This is a genomic window from Bradymonas sediminis, from assembly GCF_003258315.1.
In the GTDB taxonomy this organism is placed as follows: domain Bacteria; phylum Myxococcota_A; class Bradymonadia; order Bradymonadales; family Bradymonadaceae; genus Bradymonas; species Bradymonas sediminis.
Map to the genome: position 1 here is coordinate 557849 of NZ_CP030032.1, position 17304 is coordinate 575152.

Annotated in this window: 13 protein-coding genes; 9 read left to right on the forward strand and 4 right to left on the reverse strand. The window is 62.1% G+C overall.

Features of this window, described 5'->3' with window-relative positions; translation table 11 throughout:
• Positions 1–296: 296 nt before the first annotated feature.
• The 5 genes from DN745_RS02105 to hisS all read left to right on the forward strand — a co-directional run bounded on the left by DN745_RS02105 (position 297) and on the right by hisS (position 8161).
• A complete protein-coding gene (locus DN745_RS02105; RefSeq protein WP_111331725.1) occupies positions 297–4481 on the forward strand; it encodes a hypothetical protein in 4185 nt (1394 codons plus the stop codon).
• A gap of 135 nt (positions 4482–4616) precedes the next feature.
• Complete coding sequence (locus tag DN745_RS02110; RefSeq protein ID WP_133621700.1) at positions 4617–5492, forward strand: hypothetical protein; 876 nt, start codon at positions 4617–4619, stop codon at positions 5490–5492.
• A 115-nt stretch (positions 5493–5607) separates the two neighbouring features.
• Positions 5608–6342, forward strand: coding sequence for a PDZ domain-containing protein (locus DN745_RS02115; protein WP_133621701.1), 735 nt, complete (start codon positions 5608–5610; stop codon positions 6340–6342).
• Positions 6343–6387: 45 nt separating this feature from the next.
• Positions 6388–6711: a polyhydroxyalkanoic acid system family protein gene (locus tag DN745_RS02120; RefSeq protein WP_111331731.1), complete on the forward strand. Its 324-nt coding sequence runs from the start codon at positions 6388–6390 to the stop codon at positions 6709–6711.
• Between the two features lie 82 nt (positions 6712–6793).
• On the forward strand, positions 6794–8161 hold the full coding sequence (hisS, locus tag DN745_RS02125) for a histidine--tRNA ligase (protein ID WP_162687397.1): 1368 nt from the start codon (positions 6794–6796) through the stop codon (positions 8159–8161).
• A 4-nt stretch (positions 8162–8165) separates the two neighbouring features.
• On the opposite strand, the gene DN745_RS02130 is transcribed toward hisS, so the two are convergent.
• The 4 genes from DN745_RS02130 to DN745_RS02145 form a co-directional block, all read right to left on the reverse strand.
• Entirely contained in the window at positions 8166–9902 is a 1737-nt protein-coding gene (locus DN745_RS02130; RefSeq protein WP_111331735.1) for a hypothetical protein, read from the reverse strand.
• Complete coding sequence (locus DN745_RS02135) at positions 9899–11983, reverse strand: aldolase/citrate lyase/malate synthase family protein (protein ID WP_111331737.1); 2085 nt, start codon at positions 11981–11983, stop codon at positions 9899–9901. Before DN745_RS02135 ends, DN745_RS02130 begins: the two co-directional genes overlap by 4 nt.
• A 59-nt stretch (positions 11984–12042) precedes the next feature.
• The gene (locus tag DN745_RS02140; RefSeq protein ID WP_133621702.1) at positions 12043–12684 is read right to left on the reverse strand and encodes a hypothetical protein; all 642 of its coding nucleotides are present in this window, start codon (positions 12682–12684) and stop codon (positions 12043–12045) included.
• 104 nt (positions 12685–12788) lie between these two features.
• Positions 12789–13853: a phosphate acyltransferase gene (locus DN745_RS02145; RefSeq protein ID WP_162687398.1), complete on the reverse strand. Its 1065-nt coding sequence runs from the start codon at positions 13851–13853 to the stop codon at positions 12789–12791.
• Positions 13854–14502: 649 nt separating this feature from the next.
• Here DN745_RS02145 and rpmH point away from each other — a divergent pair.
• From rpmH to yidC, 4 genes are all read left to right on the forward strand, one after another.
• The gene (gene rpmH, locus DN745_RS02150; protein WP_111331743.1) at positions 14503–14670 is read left to right on the forward strand and encodes a 50S ribosomal protein L34; all 168 of its coding nucleotides are present in this window, start codon (positions 14503–14505) and stop codon (positions 14668–14670) included.
• Positions 14671–14700: 30 nt separating this feature from the next.
• Entirely contained in the window at positions 14701–15123 is a 423-nt protein-coding gene (rnpA, locus tag DN745_RS02155; protein WP_111331745.1) for a ribonuclease P protein component, read from the forward strand.
• A 207-nt stretch (positions 15124–15330) separates the two neighbouring features.
• Positions 15331–15525: a membrane protein insertion efficiency factor YidD gene (yidD, locus tag DN745_RS20080; protein ID WP_239497579.1), complete on the forward strand. Its 195-nt coding sequence runs from the start codon at positions 15331–15333 to the stop codon at positions 15523–15525.
• A gap of 53 nt (positions 15526–15578) precedes the next feature.
• Positions 15579–17303, forward strand: a complete 1725-nt coding sequence (yidC, locus tag DN745_RS02165; RefSeq protein WP_111331749.1) for a membrane protein insertase YidC — start codon at positions 15579–15581, stop codon at positions 17301–17303.
• Position 17304 lies beyond the last annotated feature (1 nt).

Sequence of the window (17304 nt, forward strand, 5' to 3'; positions counted from 1 at the left end):
ATCCGACTGCTGCGCCACGTTGCAATACGCTGCGTATCTGCAAAGCGTTGTGAGGCGCAGTTAAGGGCAATGCGCGCGGTGCTGAGTCGCCCTCCAGTCGGTTCTACCTACCGGGAAGTCCGGTCGGTTTTTTGTAGATATTTGTTATGTGTTATTGTTGACCGTGTGAAATAAAGCGTGACAAAATTCAAAAATGCTAAAAGACTTTGATTGCCCTATCCGCGTTGTTTGAAGTCTTGTGATCACGCCCTTCATTATTATCCCTCGATTTTGAGGAAATTCGGAGTCAACCACGCATGACACGCTACGCCGCGCTCGCCGCGCTGACCCTCTTCGCTCTCGGCTGTCCAGGAATCGACCGTGGCTCTGACGCCGACGCCGGCGCGGCGTACGAGCGCGTCTCGATGCCCGTTCACTGCTGGTCGACGCTTCCCGCCGCCGGGCTTTTCCCGCTCGCCGGCGACGATCTGGTCGCGTCCTACGCGAACTTGACGTTTATCTCCCACGACGAGGGCCGCACTTTCGAGCGCACCGTCGGCACGATGGTTCGCCCCGACGTCACCTACCGCTCCGGTCTGGCTGCCTCGTTGGGGGTCTTCCCCATCGGAGTTGACGGCGACTTCGTCAGCCTCTCGGGTCTGTACGGCGCCTCGCGACTGGCCGGCCCGGAGGACACGTTCAGGGGCGACGAATGGCTCGTTGTGTCGCACGAGGGTGTGACCCGGGATCTGCTCGGTAAAGAGGCGTCGTTCACGCTTGCAAACGGAACCAAGGCCGGGTTTGTGTGGGAAGTGTCCGATGCGCTGCGCATCGCCGGCGAAGGCGTCTTTTTGTACGCATCGCACGACCAGGGCCAAAGCTGGGAGGTCATCGGTTGGCGCGTGGAGCGCAACGGCTATCCGACGATCCGGGAGGACGTCGGCGTCGCCGTGCTCGCGTTTCGCGACGATCTTGCCATCGTCAGCGACCACCGACTCTCGAACCGCCACTACGCCGTTCGACCCGGCGAGAAGCCGGTGGATCTCGGCATCGGCGCGTCCATCGGGCGCGACATCGACTTCCTGACCACCGACGTCGGCTTCTACGAAGACGGCATCATCTTCGTTACCAGCCCAGAAGGCGGCCGTCAGATCGTCGCGCAAAATATCGACGGCAGCGACCGGCGCACCTGGGCTTATCCCGCCGGTGCCGCGGCCAACGTCGACTTCGTCGAGGACACCGAAGGCACCCTGTGGATGCTGCCTCGCTATATCTCGTTCACGGGCGAAAAGCCTGTCATCGTTCGCTTTCGAGCCGGCGCCGAGGGGCCCGAGATCGTCGACCTGGACTTCGGTCCCGCAGGGTTCGCCGGGGTCGAAGCGGCGGTCGCGCGCGCCGACGGGCGGCTTCTTTTTAGCGTTCGCCCCGATGCAAAATCCCGCCACTTCTCAAGCACGATGCTCTGCGAAGTCGGCCCCGGCGTGACCCAAGGTATTGAGCCCCTGGTGGTCGAGCCGCTCTCGGCGGCGCTTGAAAATCCGGGACAGGTCGTTCGGGTCGCCCGGGTCGCAGACGGGACCACGGTCAGCGACCGTTTCCACCGAACGCCCGCTGGCAAGGTGTACGCAACCAACGGCAACGCGCTGCGCGTCGGTCCGCCCGATATGCCGCTGTTGTTCTCGTCGGCGGCCGCGGACTCGCTCCCCGCAGACGGCTCGTTGCCGGCAACGGAAGGCTACCGGCCGGACACGATTCTCTCGGCGTCGGACACGATGGTGGAGACCTCGTTCTGGTTTCCCTCCCAGCTCAACGACGCCCAGGCGCCGAGGACTCAATTCGCCTCATGGGACCTGACCACCGGCGAAACGTTGTCGCGCGGCGAGTTTCCCTTCGGCAACGACCAGGTGTTCAGCGTGCAGGAGGTCTTTGAAAAGCGGCTTTTGACGACCCGATACGGCACCTGGCACAGCGGCGAGCTGTACAGCATCGGCGACCGCCAGCAGCGCACTAAGCTTCCGCGCGAGCTCATCGTTGGGCAGGGCCACGGCGTGCGCTTCAACAATAGCTACGCCTATGAAAGAGCCCTGCAGGCGCAAGATCGGCCCGCCGTCGCCATCCGCTTCAACCCGGCTGCCGAACGGGTGCCCGAGATCAATGATTGTCTGGTGGAGCCGCCCCTTCCCTCGTACTGCCTGACGCTTGAAGATGCCGACATTGTCGCCGCGCGCTTCGACGCAAACGGCGACCTCTACGTCCTCGACTTTCGCCACGGTCGGGTGATGCTGCATCCCAAGGGTGCGGGCGCCGACGAGTGGATAAAGGTCGCCGAGGGCTTCGCGTCGCCAAGCGACCTGCGCATCGAATCACGCGATGGAAAGACCGTCGTTTTGGTCTACGACGCCGACGTCTTCGCGTTTGTCCCGTCGCCCGATCGGGTCGCCGTCGCCTGGCAGCCGCCCGAGGTGCCGGTCTTTTCGGACGCCGAGCTGGCCGCCGACACCGGCGAGCGTGACCTCTTTGGCTGCATGCTCAGTGGGGGCCCCTGCGTCGACTTTAAGGCGTCGGGCGGCGTGCTGTCCGGAGACGGCACCCTCTGCATTGGCGGCACCGGTTTCGGCGAGGCAGGGCGGCTTGAGTTCGATGGCGAGGAGGTGCCCACGCTTGGGTGGAGTGACTCCGAGGTCTGCTTCTCCGGCACTTCGCTCCCCGCGACTTCCGACGGCCTCCTCACCCTCGTTGCTGCATCGGGGGCCCGCAGCGCGCCCGTTGCGTGGCACGCGCCAAGCGCGTTCGGTGATTGGCAAATCCCGGCGGTCGTCACCGCCTCGACGCCCATCGTCATCACCGGCAGCAACCTGAAAAACGGCACGGGCCTGGCGGTTGCGGGCGGCATCTTCGCCAGCGCCACCGACACCCGGGTCGAGCTCTTTGTGCCTGAAACAGGCGAGGTGACCGTATCGATCGGGCAGGCCTCCACGTCGCGTCGCGTCGAGGTCGTACCCGAGGTTGTAAAGCCATGCCGAGGCGGACCGGCTCAGGGGTGCGAGCTCGTCGCGACCGGACTGGGCAGCGCAGAGGGCACGGTTAAAATCGCCGGACTTGACGCCGAGGTTCTGGATTGGAGCCCGTCGAGGGTCTCGCTCAATTGGCCTGCGGGGCTTTCTGCCGGCGACCAGGCGCTTGAAGTCACCACCGCTTCTGGGCAGTCGGGGCAGTCAACGGCGACTCTTCTGGACAACGACATTCATATCCTCATCGACGGCGCGGGGCTCGGCGGCCTGTTGAGCTACGCGCAGGCGCGCCCCGCCCTCACGCCCTTCGGGCTTCTAATGGGCACGAAGTCCTACTCGCAATACACGCCCTACTCGATGCTCGTGGGCGTGACAGCCGCCGACGAGCCCTGGCGCATGTCGCTTGGCGCGGTGCTTGGCGGCACTGCCGTCCATGTCCTCGAATACGAGGGGGACACGCTGTTGTTCGGACGCACCAATGGCGGGCTCGTTGCCTATCGGGTCACGGCGCCCGTTGCGCCCGATGTGACGCCAACGCTGACAGAAATCGGAACGGCGAATATCGGCTTCACGACCAGCATGGGGCTGGTCGATGGGCGTGTCGTGGCGACGGTCATCGAGGGGGCGCAAACCCGCATCGTCGAACTCCAGATGGACAGCATCACCAACCTTGTCATCGGGGTGCGCGACATCGTGCGGCATCCGGCGATGTACGGACAGACGGGCAACGCGCCGGCGGGCCCGGGTGCGTGGGTTGTTTCCGACGGTGTCTACCTGGGCGAGTGCCGCAACATAATCAAACGTGGCGAGATGCTCTTCGTCCCCATCGCAGACGAGGCGGGCCTGCTGAAAGCGTCCGACGCGCTCAACGCCGGCGTCGCGCAGCCTGAGTCGCGCGTTCTGGCCTGCTCGACGCTCGCCGACGGTTCGATGGCCTGGGTGCAGCGTGAAGGCTCAGGCGTCGAGCGCGTGTTGACGTGGAAGCCACAGGACTTGCAAGCGCCTGCCGAGGTTCTGGTGCTGCCGCCGACGCTTCTGGGCGTGGGGCAAACGAGCGACACCGAGCTTCCCGGCGTGTTGGACCTTCAGCCGGGTGATGGGGGCGACTGGATCTTCCTCTTGGCCAATCGACAGCCGTCGGCCGGTGCGCTCGACCACGGGCTGACGGTGGCGCGCTGGCAAAGCAGCGACGACACCTGGCACCTGGGAGACGCGTTCGGCATTTCAACGGCGCTCGAGTTTGGCGAGCTGTGTCTCGGCCCCATGACCACCTGCGCGGACGGGTTCGGCACCCACGGCTGCGGCCCGGCCGCGTGCCCGGTGAGCTCGTCGCGCCAGGAGCAACGCGCGTCGGTCCGCCCGCAGGCGGGCTACCTGGTTCGCGAGGGCGGGGACGTCCACGTGTTCTACGAGGTCAAGAACACCGAGCGCACGCCGGGGGTGTTGTTTGCGGGGTTCGAACTGCAGCACGTTCGGGTGCCGGCGCCATAAAAAAAGCCCGGCCCGCTGTGAGCCACAGGGCATCGATGCGCCCAGGTGGGCATGGGCCTGCTCCGCGACGCAGCGGTGTCTACCTTCCTAATTATGAACGTAATAATTTAGTCATAACTAAGTGAGGATGGTGCGATGCGACGACATCATGGGGGGCTGTCAGGTGGATTTTTGGGCATCGTCACAGGCGTGCTCTGCGCGGGCGCGACGCTGGCGGGGCTGGGGTGTCAGTCCGAGGTCCAGGTGCGCGAAGAGCCGATCGCGTTGCGTCCGCCGGCCGAGCTGGTCGAGCGGGTCAACGGGGCGCAGGCCGATTTTATCGGCGCGATGAGCAGCGTCGCTACCGATTACGACCGCGTTATTTGCGCAGATGCGCGTGCAGAGAGCGCGCGGGGGTTCGGGCGCCAGGCCCTCGCCGAGGCCACGCTTGAGGTCGCGCGGGCCCGGGGCGAGGCCAGGCGCGCCACGAGCGCGCGAGGCGGTGGTCCGGCCGGGCAGGGCGACGGCATCACGATGATCGAGGAGCCCGCCGAAGAGGCGCGCTCCGGGCTTCATTGGCAATGCGTGCAGGCCGACGCGCAGCCCGAGTGCGTCAAGGCGACCGCGAATATCGTCGCGCGGCGGGTGTATCTGGAGCGGGTGGATGGCTATGACCTCGACCCCCTGGTCGTCAGCGATATCCTGGAGGCCTTCGCGGCCGATCTTCGCTGGGCGGGTGACTTTATGAGTCAGGCGGACACCGCGCCGGATGCTCTTGACGCGATCCGCAAGGGCTGTGAGGCCGGCGATAGCCCGCTGGCGGGCTATTTGGAAGGGGCCCTTGAGACCAATAATGTCGCGCGTCGCGCCGGGCTCACTCAGCTGCAAAGCGATCTGGTGGGCGAGGAGGCCGACCTCTGCAGCGCGCTGCCTGCGTTCTATAGCCGCACGATTCAGGACCTCGGCACAAGCCTCGCCCAGCACAGCCGCACCCGCTATTGCGTGAATCGACCGTGGGCGATTTTGGAATAGGTCGGCCGATTTGGGATATGCTGCGGCGCGCTTTGGGGAATCGCGTGATTTAATGCTATAGAAAGCGAGCGCGATGAGGATAAGCCGATCGCCATAACCGCAGCGAATTTCGATCTTGAACGACCTCCCGACTTCAAATTCTGGTTGCCTCCGGGGCTTGCTCCTGATGGGCCTGGTCGGCCTATGCCTGGGGTGGGGCGCTAATCAGTTGATGGTCTGGGCGCTGGAGAAGCAGTCCGAGCAGTGGACGGGCTCCTCGGCGCTGGCGAAGTTCCTGCCGAGCCCCGCCACGCCTCAACCCGAAGCGTCCGTCGAATTTGCGCCCGGGATTGTTCAGGAGCAGGAATTCCCGGCCGAGGAGTGGGTGGACGATAGTGCCCTCAGGGCGGACGAGCGGGCGGATGCCCCGGCGCCCGCCGCCGCGCCGGCTTCCCGCGAGGCTTCGCCCAAAGCTGCGCGCGCGCCCAACGGCGCTGCCAAGAAATCCTCCAAAGACCCGGCTGCGCCGGCTTCCAAGCCCTCCGTTCCAACTCGGGGCTTTACGGCGAATCGAGAAGCCCTTAGAACTCAGTTCAAGAAGGCCTCGGACCTCTACGCTCACGGGCACTATCTGCCCAATGAGGAGAATGGGGTGCGGCGCGGCCTGCGTTTTGCCAGGGTTGCGCCCGGCGGAGTCTTCGCCAGCCTCGGCTTTCGCGAGGGCGATATCGTCCTGTCCGTCAACGGCGCGCCGCTTAATAGTCAGGGCGATGTCTTGGCTAATTTTGAAAAAATGCGCAAAATGGATGTCCTGAATTTCCGTCTCGAGCGAGACGGCAAACCACTTAAGCATCGTTATATTTTGAAATAACACCTACTTCAGTCCCAAACCCAAACCCAAACCAGAGAGAATCTTATGAAGCATGTCATCCCCCACGGACTCAGCATCGGACTCGCCGAAAAAGCCACCCACAAAGCGCTGGAGACCTATGCCGAGAAATTCGCGCAATATAACGCGAAGGTCGATTGGCAGGGCGAGCGCAAGGCGACGGTTTCTTTTTCGGTCAAAGGCGTCTCGCTGAGCGGCGACGTCGAAGTCGACGAGAATAATATCGCCCTCGATATGAGCGTTCCCTTCTTGCTTAAGCCCTTCCAGAAGAAGGCTGTCGCGGTGGTCGATGAGCAGGTGAAGGATTGGATCGGTCGGGCCAAAGCCGGCGAGTTGGATGACGAAGCCTGATTTAGTGCGCAGCGAATTTCCTTTAGTTATTGCCGAGTTATCTTAGAAAATGGCCCAAATATCTACAAAACCCGCCAGCGGGATGCGCGATTTTCTTCCCGCGCAGGCGCGTCGTCGTAATCATGTCTTCGGGATTATCCGCGAGGTCTATGAGTCCTATGGTTTCGAGCCGCTCGAGACCCCGTCGATGGAGCGGCTGAGCACGCTGCTTGGGAAATATGGAGACGAGGGGGACCAGCTTGTCTTCAAGGTCATGAAGCGCGGCAATAAATTTGAGAAAGCCCGCAACCGCTGCCAGGGCGGCGAGGACCTCAGCGAGGTCGACTTCGCCGATATGGGATTGCGCTACGATTTGACCGTGCCGCTGGCGCGGATCGTGGCGCAATACCAAAACGATCTGCCCGCGATCTTTAAGCGCTATCAAATGGCGCCGGTCTGGCGGGCGGATCGGCCGCAGCGCGGGCGGTTTCGGGAGTTTTATCAATGTGACGTCGACGTCATCGGGTCGACCTCGATGACCGTCGAGGCCGAAGTCGCCGGGGCGCTGAGCGAAGTCCTGGGGCGGCTGGGCTTTGAGAAATTTCGGATTCATATCAACCATCGCCAGCTGCTCGACGCGATGCTCGACAACGCGGGCGTGCCGGCGAAGCTTCGCCAGGATGCGCTGGTCGCCATCGATAAGATGGATAAGATCGGGGTCGAAGGCGTGGTCAAAGAGCTCAATGAGCGCGGGCTCTCACAGTCCGCGATCGACGGCTTGATGCCGCTATTGGAGCAGGCCGCCGAGCCGGCTGCCCAGGTCGGAGAGTTCGATAATGAGGCGACGCTGGCGGCGCTCGAGGCCCAGGTCGGGCATCTCGAATCCGGGCAGACGGCGCTGCGGGAGTTGAGAAATGTGCTGGCGTTCGCCTCGGCGGGGCCGGCCGCAGACCACCTCTATTTGGACCCGTCGCTGGCGCGCGGGCTCTCGTATTATACGGGGCCGATCTTCGAGATTCGCAGCGATGACTTCGCCGGAAGCCTCGGCGGCGGCGGTCGCTACGACGACCTCATCGGCATGTTTAGCAAGCGCAGCATGCCGGCGTGTGGGTTCTCGCTGGGGATCGAGCGTATCCTGGTGTTGCTTGAGGAGCGCGGGTTTATGGCGGAGCAGAGCGCCGGCGCAGACGTGCTGGTGACCCTGTGGAATGACGACTTTACGCCCAATAGCTTCCGCCTGCTCAATGAGTTTCGCCAGGCGGGGCTTCGCGCGGATCTCTACCCAGATAACGACCGCATGGGCAAGCAATTCGGCTACGCCGACGAGCGCAGCATCCCATTCGTCGCGATCCTCGCCCCCGATGAATTGGAGCAGGGCGTGGTGGCGATCAAAGATATGAAGTCCGGCGAGCAGGAAAAGGTCGCTCGCGCGGACGTATCGGAGTGGATTCGGGCGCGGCTGGCCGAATAATCAATCAGCCGAAGAGATCGCCCAGCTCGTCGAGCCCATCGGCGAGCTGCTCGCCGGCCTGCTGGGCGTTGGCGGCGCGGGTGTCTAGGGCGCGCGGCCAGGCGAGCAACTCCTCCAGCAGCAACTCCTCAATCGTGTCGACGGTGCTCGGGCCAATGCCCCGCGCGTTTTGCAGCGTGGTCCGCGACATCGGCAAATCCCCGAGCGTGAACACCTCTTTTTCTTCCCCCTCATTCCACTCAATCATCGCCTGCTCGAGCTTTTTTAGGCGGCCTTTAAGCGGCGCCAAAAAGTCGCGAACGGGGCGCGCCTCGATCGTGTCTGCGAAGAGGTCGCGGGCGACCTTGCGCGCCTCCGAGTAGTCGGGCAGGCGCAGATTATACCCTTTTAAATGATGGGCGGCGCGCGGCTTTTTGGCGGCCGGGTTCTTTGGGGCGTCGGTGTCTTCGCGAAGCGCGCGCTGGGCTTTGATCAGGCTGACCCAGCGCATGCGGGCGAGGTGGCGGGTGACGCTATCCTCGAACTCTTGTTGCAGTTGTTTGTGGCGATCCTCGAGTGATTTTCGCGCGCGAGAGATCGGGATATGCGGCTTAAGTTGCGTCTTCTCAAGCCACTCGTCGCCCAGGTCGAGTAACTCGATCGGCTGGCTGGGCAGCGGGGGGAATTCGCTCAGATCTATCTCCAGATCGTGGTCGACGTTCAACCAATCCAGGAGGTCTTCGTCACTGGCGATGCGCCGAAGCGACTCAAGCTCGACGGAGTCGCTGCTATAATAATTGACGCGCTGCTCGACGGAGTAGCGCATAAAGTCAAACCACTCCAATAGCTCGGCGCGCTCCGCCTCGCCGCAGGCCTGCGCGATCTTAATGTGCCAGAGATGCTTGTCCGGCCCGGAGGCCAGCGCGATGCGCCGGGTTAGCTCCGTGAAAAAGCGCTCGGGGAAGGTCTGGCGAAGGCGGACCGGTAAGAAATAGAATTTATCGAGGCCGCAGAGCCCGTAGTCTGGCGAGGTCAATTGCGTGAGGATATCGCGCTCATAATCATCGCGCATGAATTCGAATTTCCGGGGGCTGACCTCGCCGTGCCACCCGCGGCGCGCCTCGACGCGCTTGAGGCGCGCGCCTGCTTGAGGGGGCATCTCCATCGAGAAGATCAGGGCCGCGCACCCGGCTAAATTCTCTTGAAGGCTGGCGGAGTTAGCGATCTGCAGGCGGTCGAGATCGACCAGCCATCCGGCGCGGATATCGCCGAGCTTGGCGCTGACGGGAATGCCGTCGGTGTCGGTGATGACGCGCACGCGGGAGGGCGAATAGGTCGGGGCGTCATTCGCGTTCTCATCGCGGTCGGGCAGGCCGATCGCTCGCCATGAGAAGCCGTCGCGCCCGTCGGAGTCATCGCCCACGCATTCCCAGGCGGCGAAGGGCGAGGCCATGATTTGCTCGCGCATCGCGCGCATATCCTGGCGCACCAGATAGTGAAATTGGCGCACGAAGACGCGGCGTTTTCCGAGCACGCTGTCGGCGGCGAAGAACGCGTAATTGCTCAAGAAATGATGCGCCACCGAGTTCGAACGCAGGTGCGGCGCGACCCGCAGGGTCGCCACCACGCGCCGAAGCGTGTCAATGCCGAGCTCCTGCGCGGCGGTGTTATAGGCGTTCACGCAATGGCGGCGCAGCACGCCGGTCATTTGAATCGTGGTGTTAAGCGCGACGTTTTTTGATGTGTTTTTCCAGCGACTCATCGCGAAAAGATCTCGTGTTCGGGGCAGATTTCGCGCAGTGTTTCCCAGGGATTCTCGGCATCGCGCACATAATCAAGGGTGAATGGGAGCATCCATTCGGTGACGAATTCGGGCGGGTTCGCGCTGAGCACCAGCTTGCGCAGCAGGCGCTCGGCGGTCGGATACCAGCGCGCCGCCTCGCCATCCCAGCGCACCTCGACGCGGCGGGTCTCGGTGTCTTCGCCGTTGCGGATAAACTCCAACTCCTCGGCCAATATTTGCTCGAAGATCTCTTCGGAGACCCGGCCATGCGCGGCCTCGGCCCACAGCTCCCAGCGCGAGCGCTCGGTGGTGGCCAGGTCGTCCATAATGCGCACGAAGACGTCTTTGCCGCGCGCGTTTTTCTTGGTCGCCGGCAGCGCCACGCAGCCGTTCCCGCGCAGCCAATCCGCCAGGTATTGGACCGCCTGGAAGATATTATAGCGGACCTCGCGCGGGTCGTGATTCTCCATGACGTCGGACTTCTCGATGGAGGCGGCCAGGACCGCGCGCAGATAATTCGGGTCATCCTCGCGCAGGCCGTCGACATCGTCACCGAAGACAAATTCGAGCAGGGCGCTGCGCTCGACGGCGTCCGGGACCAGCTCGGCGATAAGGCGCTCAAGGACATCCGCGTCGCCTTCGCTATCCCAGCGGCGAAACGCCTCGACCAGCGCGATGCCGGTGCGCACAAAGTCGGGATGGGCGACCCAGAAGCCGTCCAGCCCGCGTTTGAGCTGAGTGACCACGTCCTTGATATAGCCGACCATGCTGACCTCGAAGGAGGCCGGGTTGCCGGATTCGTAGAGCACCCCGTACATCCCGCCGATGGCGATCGCGTTGATGGGCGCCAGCGCGCTGACCAGGATCTCGTGGGACTCCTTAATATGGTTGATGACGATATCGGGGTCGGCCTTGATCGGGATGCGGTAGCGCGGGTCGTTGCGCAACAGGCGCGCGGTCGATGCCAAAAAGTCGTGCCAGCCGAGGCTTCCGCCCAGGAAATAGGGTTGCAGGGCCTCGGCCATCTCGCGGATGCGAAAGATCGCGCGCGGGTTCTCGAAGACCACGAAGAGGCGGATATTGCCGGGGCGGTATTCGGGGTGCAGCTCGACGAGCATCCGCTCGGCCTCGGCGATCATCGTCTTAATATAGGCGGCCTCTTCTTCGTTCTCGAGCTTCGGCAGATAGAAGACCAGGGCTTCTTCGAGGCGCCAATTGAAATAGAGGTGCAGGGCGAAGTCGAAGAGGTGCAGCGGCAGCGGGTTGCCGTCGAGCAGGTGGTTTCCGTCGGGCAGGGCGAGGCCGGGGATGCGCTTGATGGGGTTGGAAAGATGCTCTTTTTGAAGGGAGTAAGTTTTTGTTTTTGCGGGGTTTTTCGCGTCTTCTTGGGTGAAGGAGAGGGTCTTCTCGAAGCAGGCGCTCAGGTTATTCGTGGCGCGCAAAAAGTCGCGCATGATCGGCGTTTTGGAGTCCTCGTTATCGGCGCCCCAGCGCGGGTTTGCCCCCGATGCCTCGACCAATTCGGCCACCAACGCCGACTCGCCGGGCAGGCGGCGGTGCCAGGCGTTCATCGCGTTGATCGACATCTTCTCGGTGTCGGGCGGGCCGAAGAGCGTGACCTGCATGCCCTTTAGAAAGTCGGGGGTCTCTACTTTGGTGCGCGGCGTTGAGGCAGAACCCGGGAGCGGTCCGATCACGATGCGGCCGCTGGCGTCCACATGCCCAAGCGGCGTCTTATACTCGGGCGATAAATAATCGAGCGCGGCGTTGGTTTCGACCGCGGCGGCCACGATCTTGTCGATGAAGTCGCGATCCGCGCGGCGTTGCTCGAGCACCCGGCGAAGCTCGGCGCGGGTGCGTCGGTATAATTCGCAGACGAAATTAAGCGCCTCGGCTGACTCCAATTTCGGGAACGACTCCACCAATCCCGGCGCGACTTTGAGGCCGGGGACCCCGTCCACCGACTCGCCATTGTCTTCGAGTTTTTGGAGGAGCGCGGCGGGCAGATAGTCTAAATAATAGGGGATATCATATGCGTTCATGCTGGAGTCGTCCGTCATAAGAGCTCGTAATTATTGCGAATTTTTGGCGCTGAATATTTTAGTCGTTAGGGCTTGCTTTAGGGTTGCTTGCGTTGGGCGACCTGGCGCGCGGCCTCGTCGACCGACAACAGGTCTTCGTTAAGCAATTCATCATCGAATTGGGCGGCGTCGAGCTGGGCCTCGTCCAAGAGGGCGTCGAATTCGGCGGCGACCTCGTCTTCATCGTTCAACAGGTCCTCGCCGTCGGCCTGGGGAGAGTCGGCGAAGTCCGCGAAGAGATAGACCTCTTGCCCTGCCGAGGTCATCTTTTGCTCGCAGACGCCTTCGACATAAAACGCGTCGAGGATGTCGCGGGCCGCCTCGGTGCTCAGGCGGCATTCGAGCGCCGCCTCGCTCACCGTGATTTGGCCGGCGCGGGCCTGCGCGACGCGCAGGATGCCGCGCGCGCCGGGGCTGGCGAGCAGGTCGGCGCGCGATACGGTGAACTCCGGTCTGCGCAGGGCGCTGCGCACCATCAAGCCGGCCAGGAAGAAACCCACCAGGCTCATGGCGGCGCCCAAAATGCTCACCAGGCTCAGGCCGGCGCTCATCCATTGGGAGATCGCCGCGCCGATGATGGTGAGGCTGACCATCGTGATGAGCAAAGCGATAAACGCCAGCCCGAGCCGTCGCATGGCTTCGGTCGGGTCTGGCTCGTTTTGAGAACTGCGTGGTGACATGATGATCGTGGCAATGTTTGGGAGCAATGGACCCGGCCACCATAGCATAACTTCGCGTCATCGCATCCAGCGCATTTTTGGGCGCGGGGTCGCGCCGTATTGGCTCAGGCGAAGACGCCGGGGGATGCGTCGGGGCCGCCGAGGGTGAACTCGAAGCCCATGGGGTGAAGCATCGGCGGGGCGAGCTGAAGGTGTGCGCGGGCGTAGGCTGCGGTGAGGGCGATGGTGCCGAGGATATCGCGGGTTTGGGCGGCGCGTGAGACAAGTCCGATCGGGAATTTAAAGCCGTGGAGCACCGGTCCGCACACGGTGGCCGACGACAATTGTTGGGCGACCTTGATGGCGATATCGCTGGCGTTGAGGTTTGGAAACACGAGAATATTGGCCTGGCCGGCGACGCGATCTTCCATCAGCTTCTGGGGGGAGAGCTTGCAGCGCGCCGCACGCGAGCTCAGGGCGGCGTCGAGCTGCAATTCGCCGCCGACGTTGAGGTCCGGGGCGCGTCGGCGGACCTCGTCGAGCGCGCGGGCAACATGCTGGCAATGGGGCTCGAGCGGGTGCGGGTAGGTGGAGTGCGAGAGCATCGCCACGCAGGGGTCCCAGCCGAGGATCGCCTCGGCCAACTCGGCGGTGTTTAGCGCGATCTCGGCTAACTCGCAGGCGGTCGGGGATGGGTTGATGAGGCAGTCGGAGAGCATCAAGACGCGCGGCTTTTGGCTTGCGCTGCCGGGGATCTCCAGCAGGGAAAAGCTGCTGGGCATCCGGGTGTCGGCGCGGGTGCCGATGGCCAGATCGATGGCCATCAACATCTCCTGGTTTGAGCAGGTCGAGCCGGCGACCATCGCGTCGGCCATGCCCTGATCGAGCATCATCGCCGCGAAATAGAAGGGGATGCTGCTCATCGCCCGGGCGGAATGCGCCGGGATATCGCGCGTCTCGGCGAAGTCCTGAGCAAACGCATCGAAGAGCTCGGAGGTCTCGGGATCGAGCACTTCAATGCCCTCGAGCCCAAAGCCCATGGCGTCGCTTATCTGGGAGATCTCGTCGACGGGGCCAAGGAGGATGGGCTGGATCAAGCCGATGCGTTCGGCGCGCCGCGCGGCCTCGATCACGCGAGGGTCATGGCCATCCGGAAAGACGACGCGGCACATCGGCGCTTCGAAGTTCAAGAAAAGATCGAATAAACTGTGGTTTCTTATGGTCATGAAAGTCCCGGTAGGTTCGGTGTTATGCGATGGGGCGCGTCGAGCGCGACGCCATCATGCTTGAGACTGCACCACAAACTCCCACATAGGTCGCTCGCCGCGACTCTGGCCCACGCGAGGTGAGCGCGATGAGGCCATTGCGCTTCCCAGAAGGAAGCAATGACGGCGAGGAAACCGAGAGACAAAGGGTTCCCTAATACTTACTGCTTGAGTGTGATTATTAAGGCCAGATTTCTGCGCAAAGATCAAGCCTGATCTCGGAGGGCGGGTGAGCGAAATTTTGTTCGAGGATGATGATGAAAAAACAAAATGACGCAAAAAGGGGGCGATTTTGAAGGGATTGGTTGACGAAGCCGCGTCGTTCGTGTTTAGGTGCCGCGCTTGGTAACGATGGGGCCTAATGCTGCCCATTCGAAATCGTTGCCAAAGGCTCGTCGATGAATATGTGACGAGTTTTGAAATAGGCAGCGTTAGACTGTTGTTTCCTTCGTGTGAAAGCACACGGAGTCGACATAAGTTTTGACGAGAGTCAGAGCAACGTACAGAAATTGTGCCGATATTAATAAAGTAAAGCGCTCATCCATAACGCGATGAGGGTAAGGAAGAGGAAATTATGCCAAAAAGAACATATCAACCAAGTCGTCGTAAGCGTCGTAATACCCATGGTTTTCGTGCGCGCATGAGCTCCGTTGGTGGGCGCAAAACCCTCAAGCGTCGTCGCAACAAAGGACGCAAACTTCTCTCGGTGAAGAAATTCAGCAAGAAGTCACGGCGTCGATAAACGGCGAATAGCCGCGGAGTACGCGTACTAATGAGTATGCCTGAGCGCCACAGTGATTCTCCCACGATGGGTGTGTTTCAGGAAGACGCGCGCTTGCGAAAGGTCGAAAGGCTGCGCAAGCGCCCGGAATTCCTGGCCACCCAACGCAAGGGGAAGCGGCGCTCGGGCGCTCATTTTATTGTTTACGGGCGTCCCACTCGACGTGACTTCTCTCGCCTCGGCGTGACGGCAAGTCGCAAGGTCGGTGGGGCGACGGTACGCAATTGGTGGAAGCGGCGGGTGCGCGAGATCTTTCGGCTCCACAAAGTCCAGATCCCTGTGGGGATGGACTTTGTTGTGATCGTGAAGGCCTCCGGAACGCGCGCAAAATATGATGTTCTGCAGGCCGAACTGCTTAGATTATTAGAACAGGCTGCGCCCTCGAAGCGCTCGCGTCCGGTGAATCCGGGGTGAGCGGGCTCGGCGGCCAGGCAAATGCGTTCTGGCCTGTGTCAAACACGCCCATGGCGTGATTTTTCAACCAGGGAAGCGACCGTGGCTTTGCCCGCGACAAAAACGCTCCAGGATGATCCCGACTCCGAAGGCACAAAGCCCAAGGAAGCCGGGGACTTAGTCGCTGCGACGGACGCCCAGCGCCTTAGCGTCGCCGCGCGCGGTGGTGTGAAATTAATACGATTTTATCAAACTGCCATCTCCCCGCTCACCCCGCCCGCGTGTCGTTTTCAACCGACTTGCTCGCAATACACTCTGGTCGCGATACGACGCCACGGATTCGTGCGTGGTACCTGGCTGGGGACGCTGCGAATTTTGAAATGCCATCCTTTTCACCCCGGCGGTCACGACCCTGTGCCCTGATGGTGGACCGGCCGTGCTGAGGCACGGACGTACTCGAAAAAAGCAGATTCAACATGCAAAATACAGTGGATAGAAAGCGCTTCTTCCTTGCGATGATGATCAGCGGCGCGATTTTGCTGCTCTGGCAGATCTTCCTGGCGCCGGAACCCCCGGTTTCCAAGAATAAGCAGACTGCCGAGAATCAAGTCGAGGCAGGGCAGGAAGGCGCCGCGATTAAATCTGCGGACCCCGCCGATAAGGCAGCCCCCAAGAAGGTCGCCGCGGCGGATAGCGAAGTCGTCGACGACCAGGCGCCCGTGCAGGCCCGCGATATCCCCACCCGTGAGGATGTCCTGGGCGGCGAGCATCTGAAGGTCGGCGTGACCAATAAGGAAGCGGTCGTGACCAGCGTGCGCATCCTGAAGCCGAGCCAATATGCCGGCACCGGCCCCGAAGATAAGCCCGGCGATCTCGTCGGCTTCCCCGAGGGCGCGCCCCAATATCCCTTCGGCATCTCCTTTTTGGGCAAAGGCGTTGAGCTTCCCGATTCGACCGTTTTTGAGGTCGTCGAGAGCGCCAGCGAAAAATCCACCGAGGGTGTCTACAGTAAAATTGTATACCGCCACGAGGACCCGCGCGGCCGTTTTACGATCGACAAGAGCTACACGGTCGATTCAAAACTCCCCTATATCGTCAATATGGACGTCGCGATCACCAATACCTCCTCGCAAGGGCGGCTGGATGACACGATGGCCCTGGATATCCTGCGTTGGAATGACCCGGACGCTGAGTCGAGCTTCCTCGACTTCCAGCCCATCCAGACCGAGGGCGTCTGCAAGACGACCGACGATATTGAGCGCGAGACCTATAGCACCTTGAACAAAGATGGCCCGGTGGCCTTCGGTGAGTTCCAGACCATCTGGGGTGGCGTCGACACGCGCTATTTTATGCTCGCCGCGATCCCCGGCGAGATGGTCGACAATTGCGAATTTAGCGTCGTCCACAAAGATTATGTGCGCACCCGCCTCACCGGCGCTCCTTTCTCGGTCGAGCCCGGCAAGACGGTCACCTTCTCGAACCAGCTCTTCATGGGCCCCAAGGACGTGGACGTCCTCGGCGAAGTTCGCCCCGACCTCACCGAGAGCGTCGACTACGGCATCTTCGCCTTCGTCGCGCGCCCGATGCGCTGGTCGCTCAATCAGCTCTTTGGCCTGGTCGGAAACTGGGGCCTGGCGATCATCTTGTTGACCTTCATCATCCGCGCGCTGCTGTGGCCCGTGAATATGAAAGCCTACTCGAGCATGGAGCGCATGAAGGCCGTTCAGCCGCTTCTCGCCGAGATCAAAGAGAAGTATAAGGACGACAAGCAGCGTCAGACCGAAGAGACGATGAAGGCGTTCAAGAAGCATAACGTCAGCCCGGCCGGCGGTTGTTTGCCGATGATCTTGCAGATGCCGGTGCTCTACGGGCTCTATGTCTGCATTTATAACTCGGTCGATCTTTATAACGCCAACTTCGTGCTGTGGTACACCGACCTTGCGTCGCCGGATCCCTACTACGCGCTGCCGATCTTGATGGGCGTGGCGATGTTCTTCCAGCAGCGTTTGAGCTCGGTGGATACGTCGAATAAACAGGCCGCCATGATGATGAAGATCATGCCGGTGATGTTCACCGCCTTCATGCTCTTCCTGCCGTCCGGCCTGGTTCTGTACTACGCCTTGAGCCTGCTTATCGGCGTCGCGCAGCAGTATTTCATCCGCAAAAAGTTCGAAGGCGAGCCTGAGCTGACTTTGGACTGAG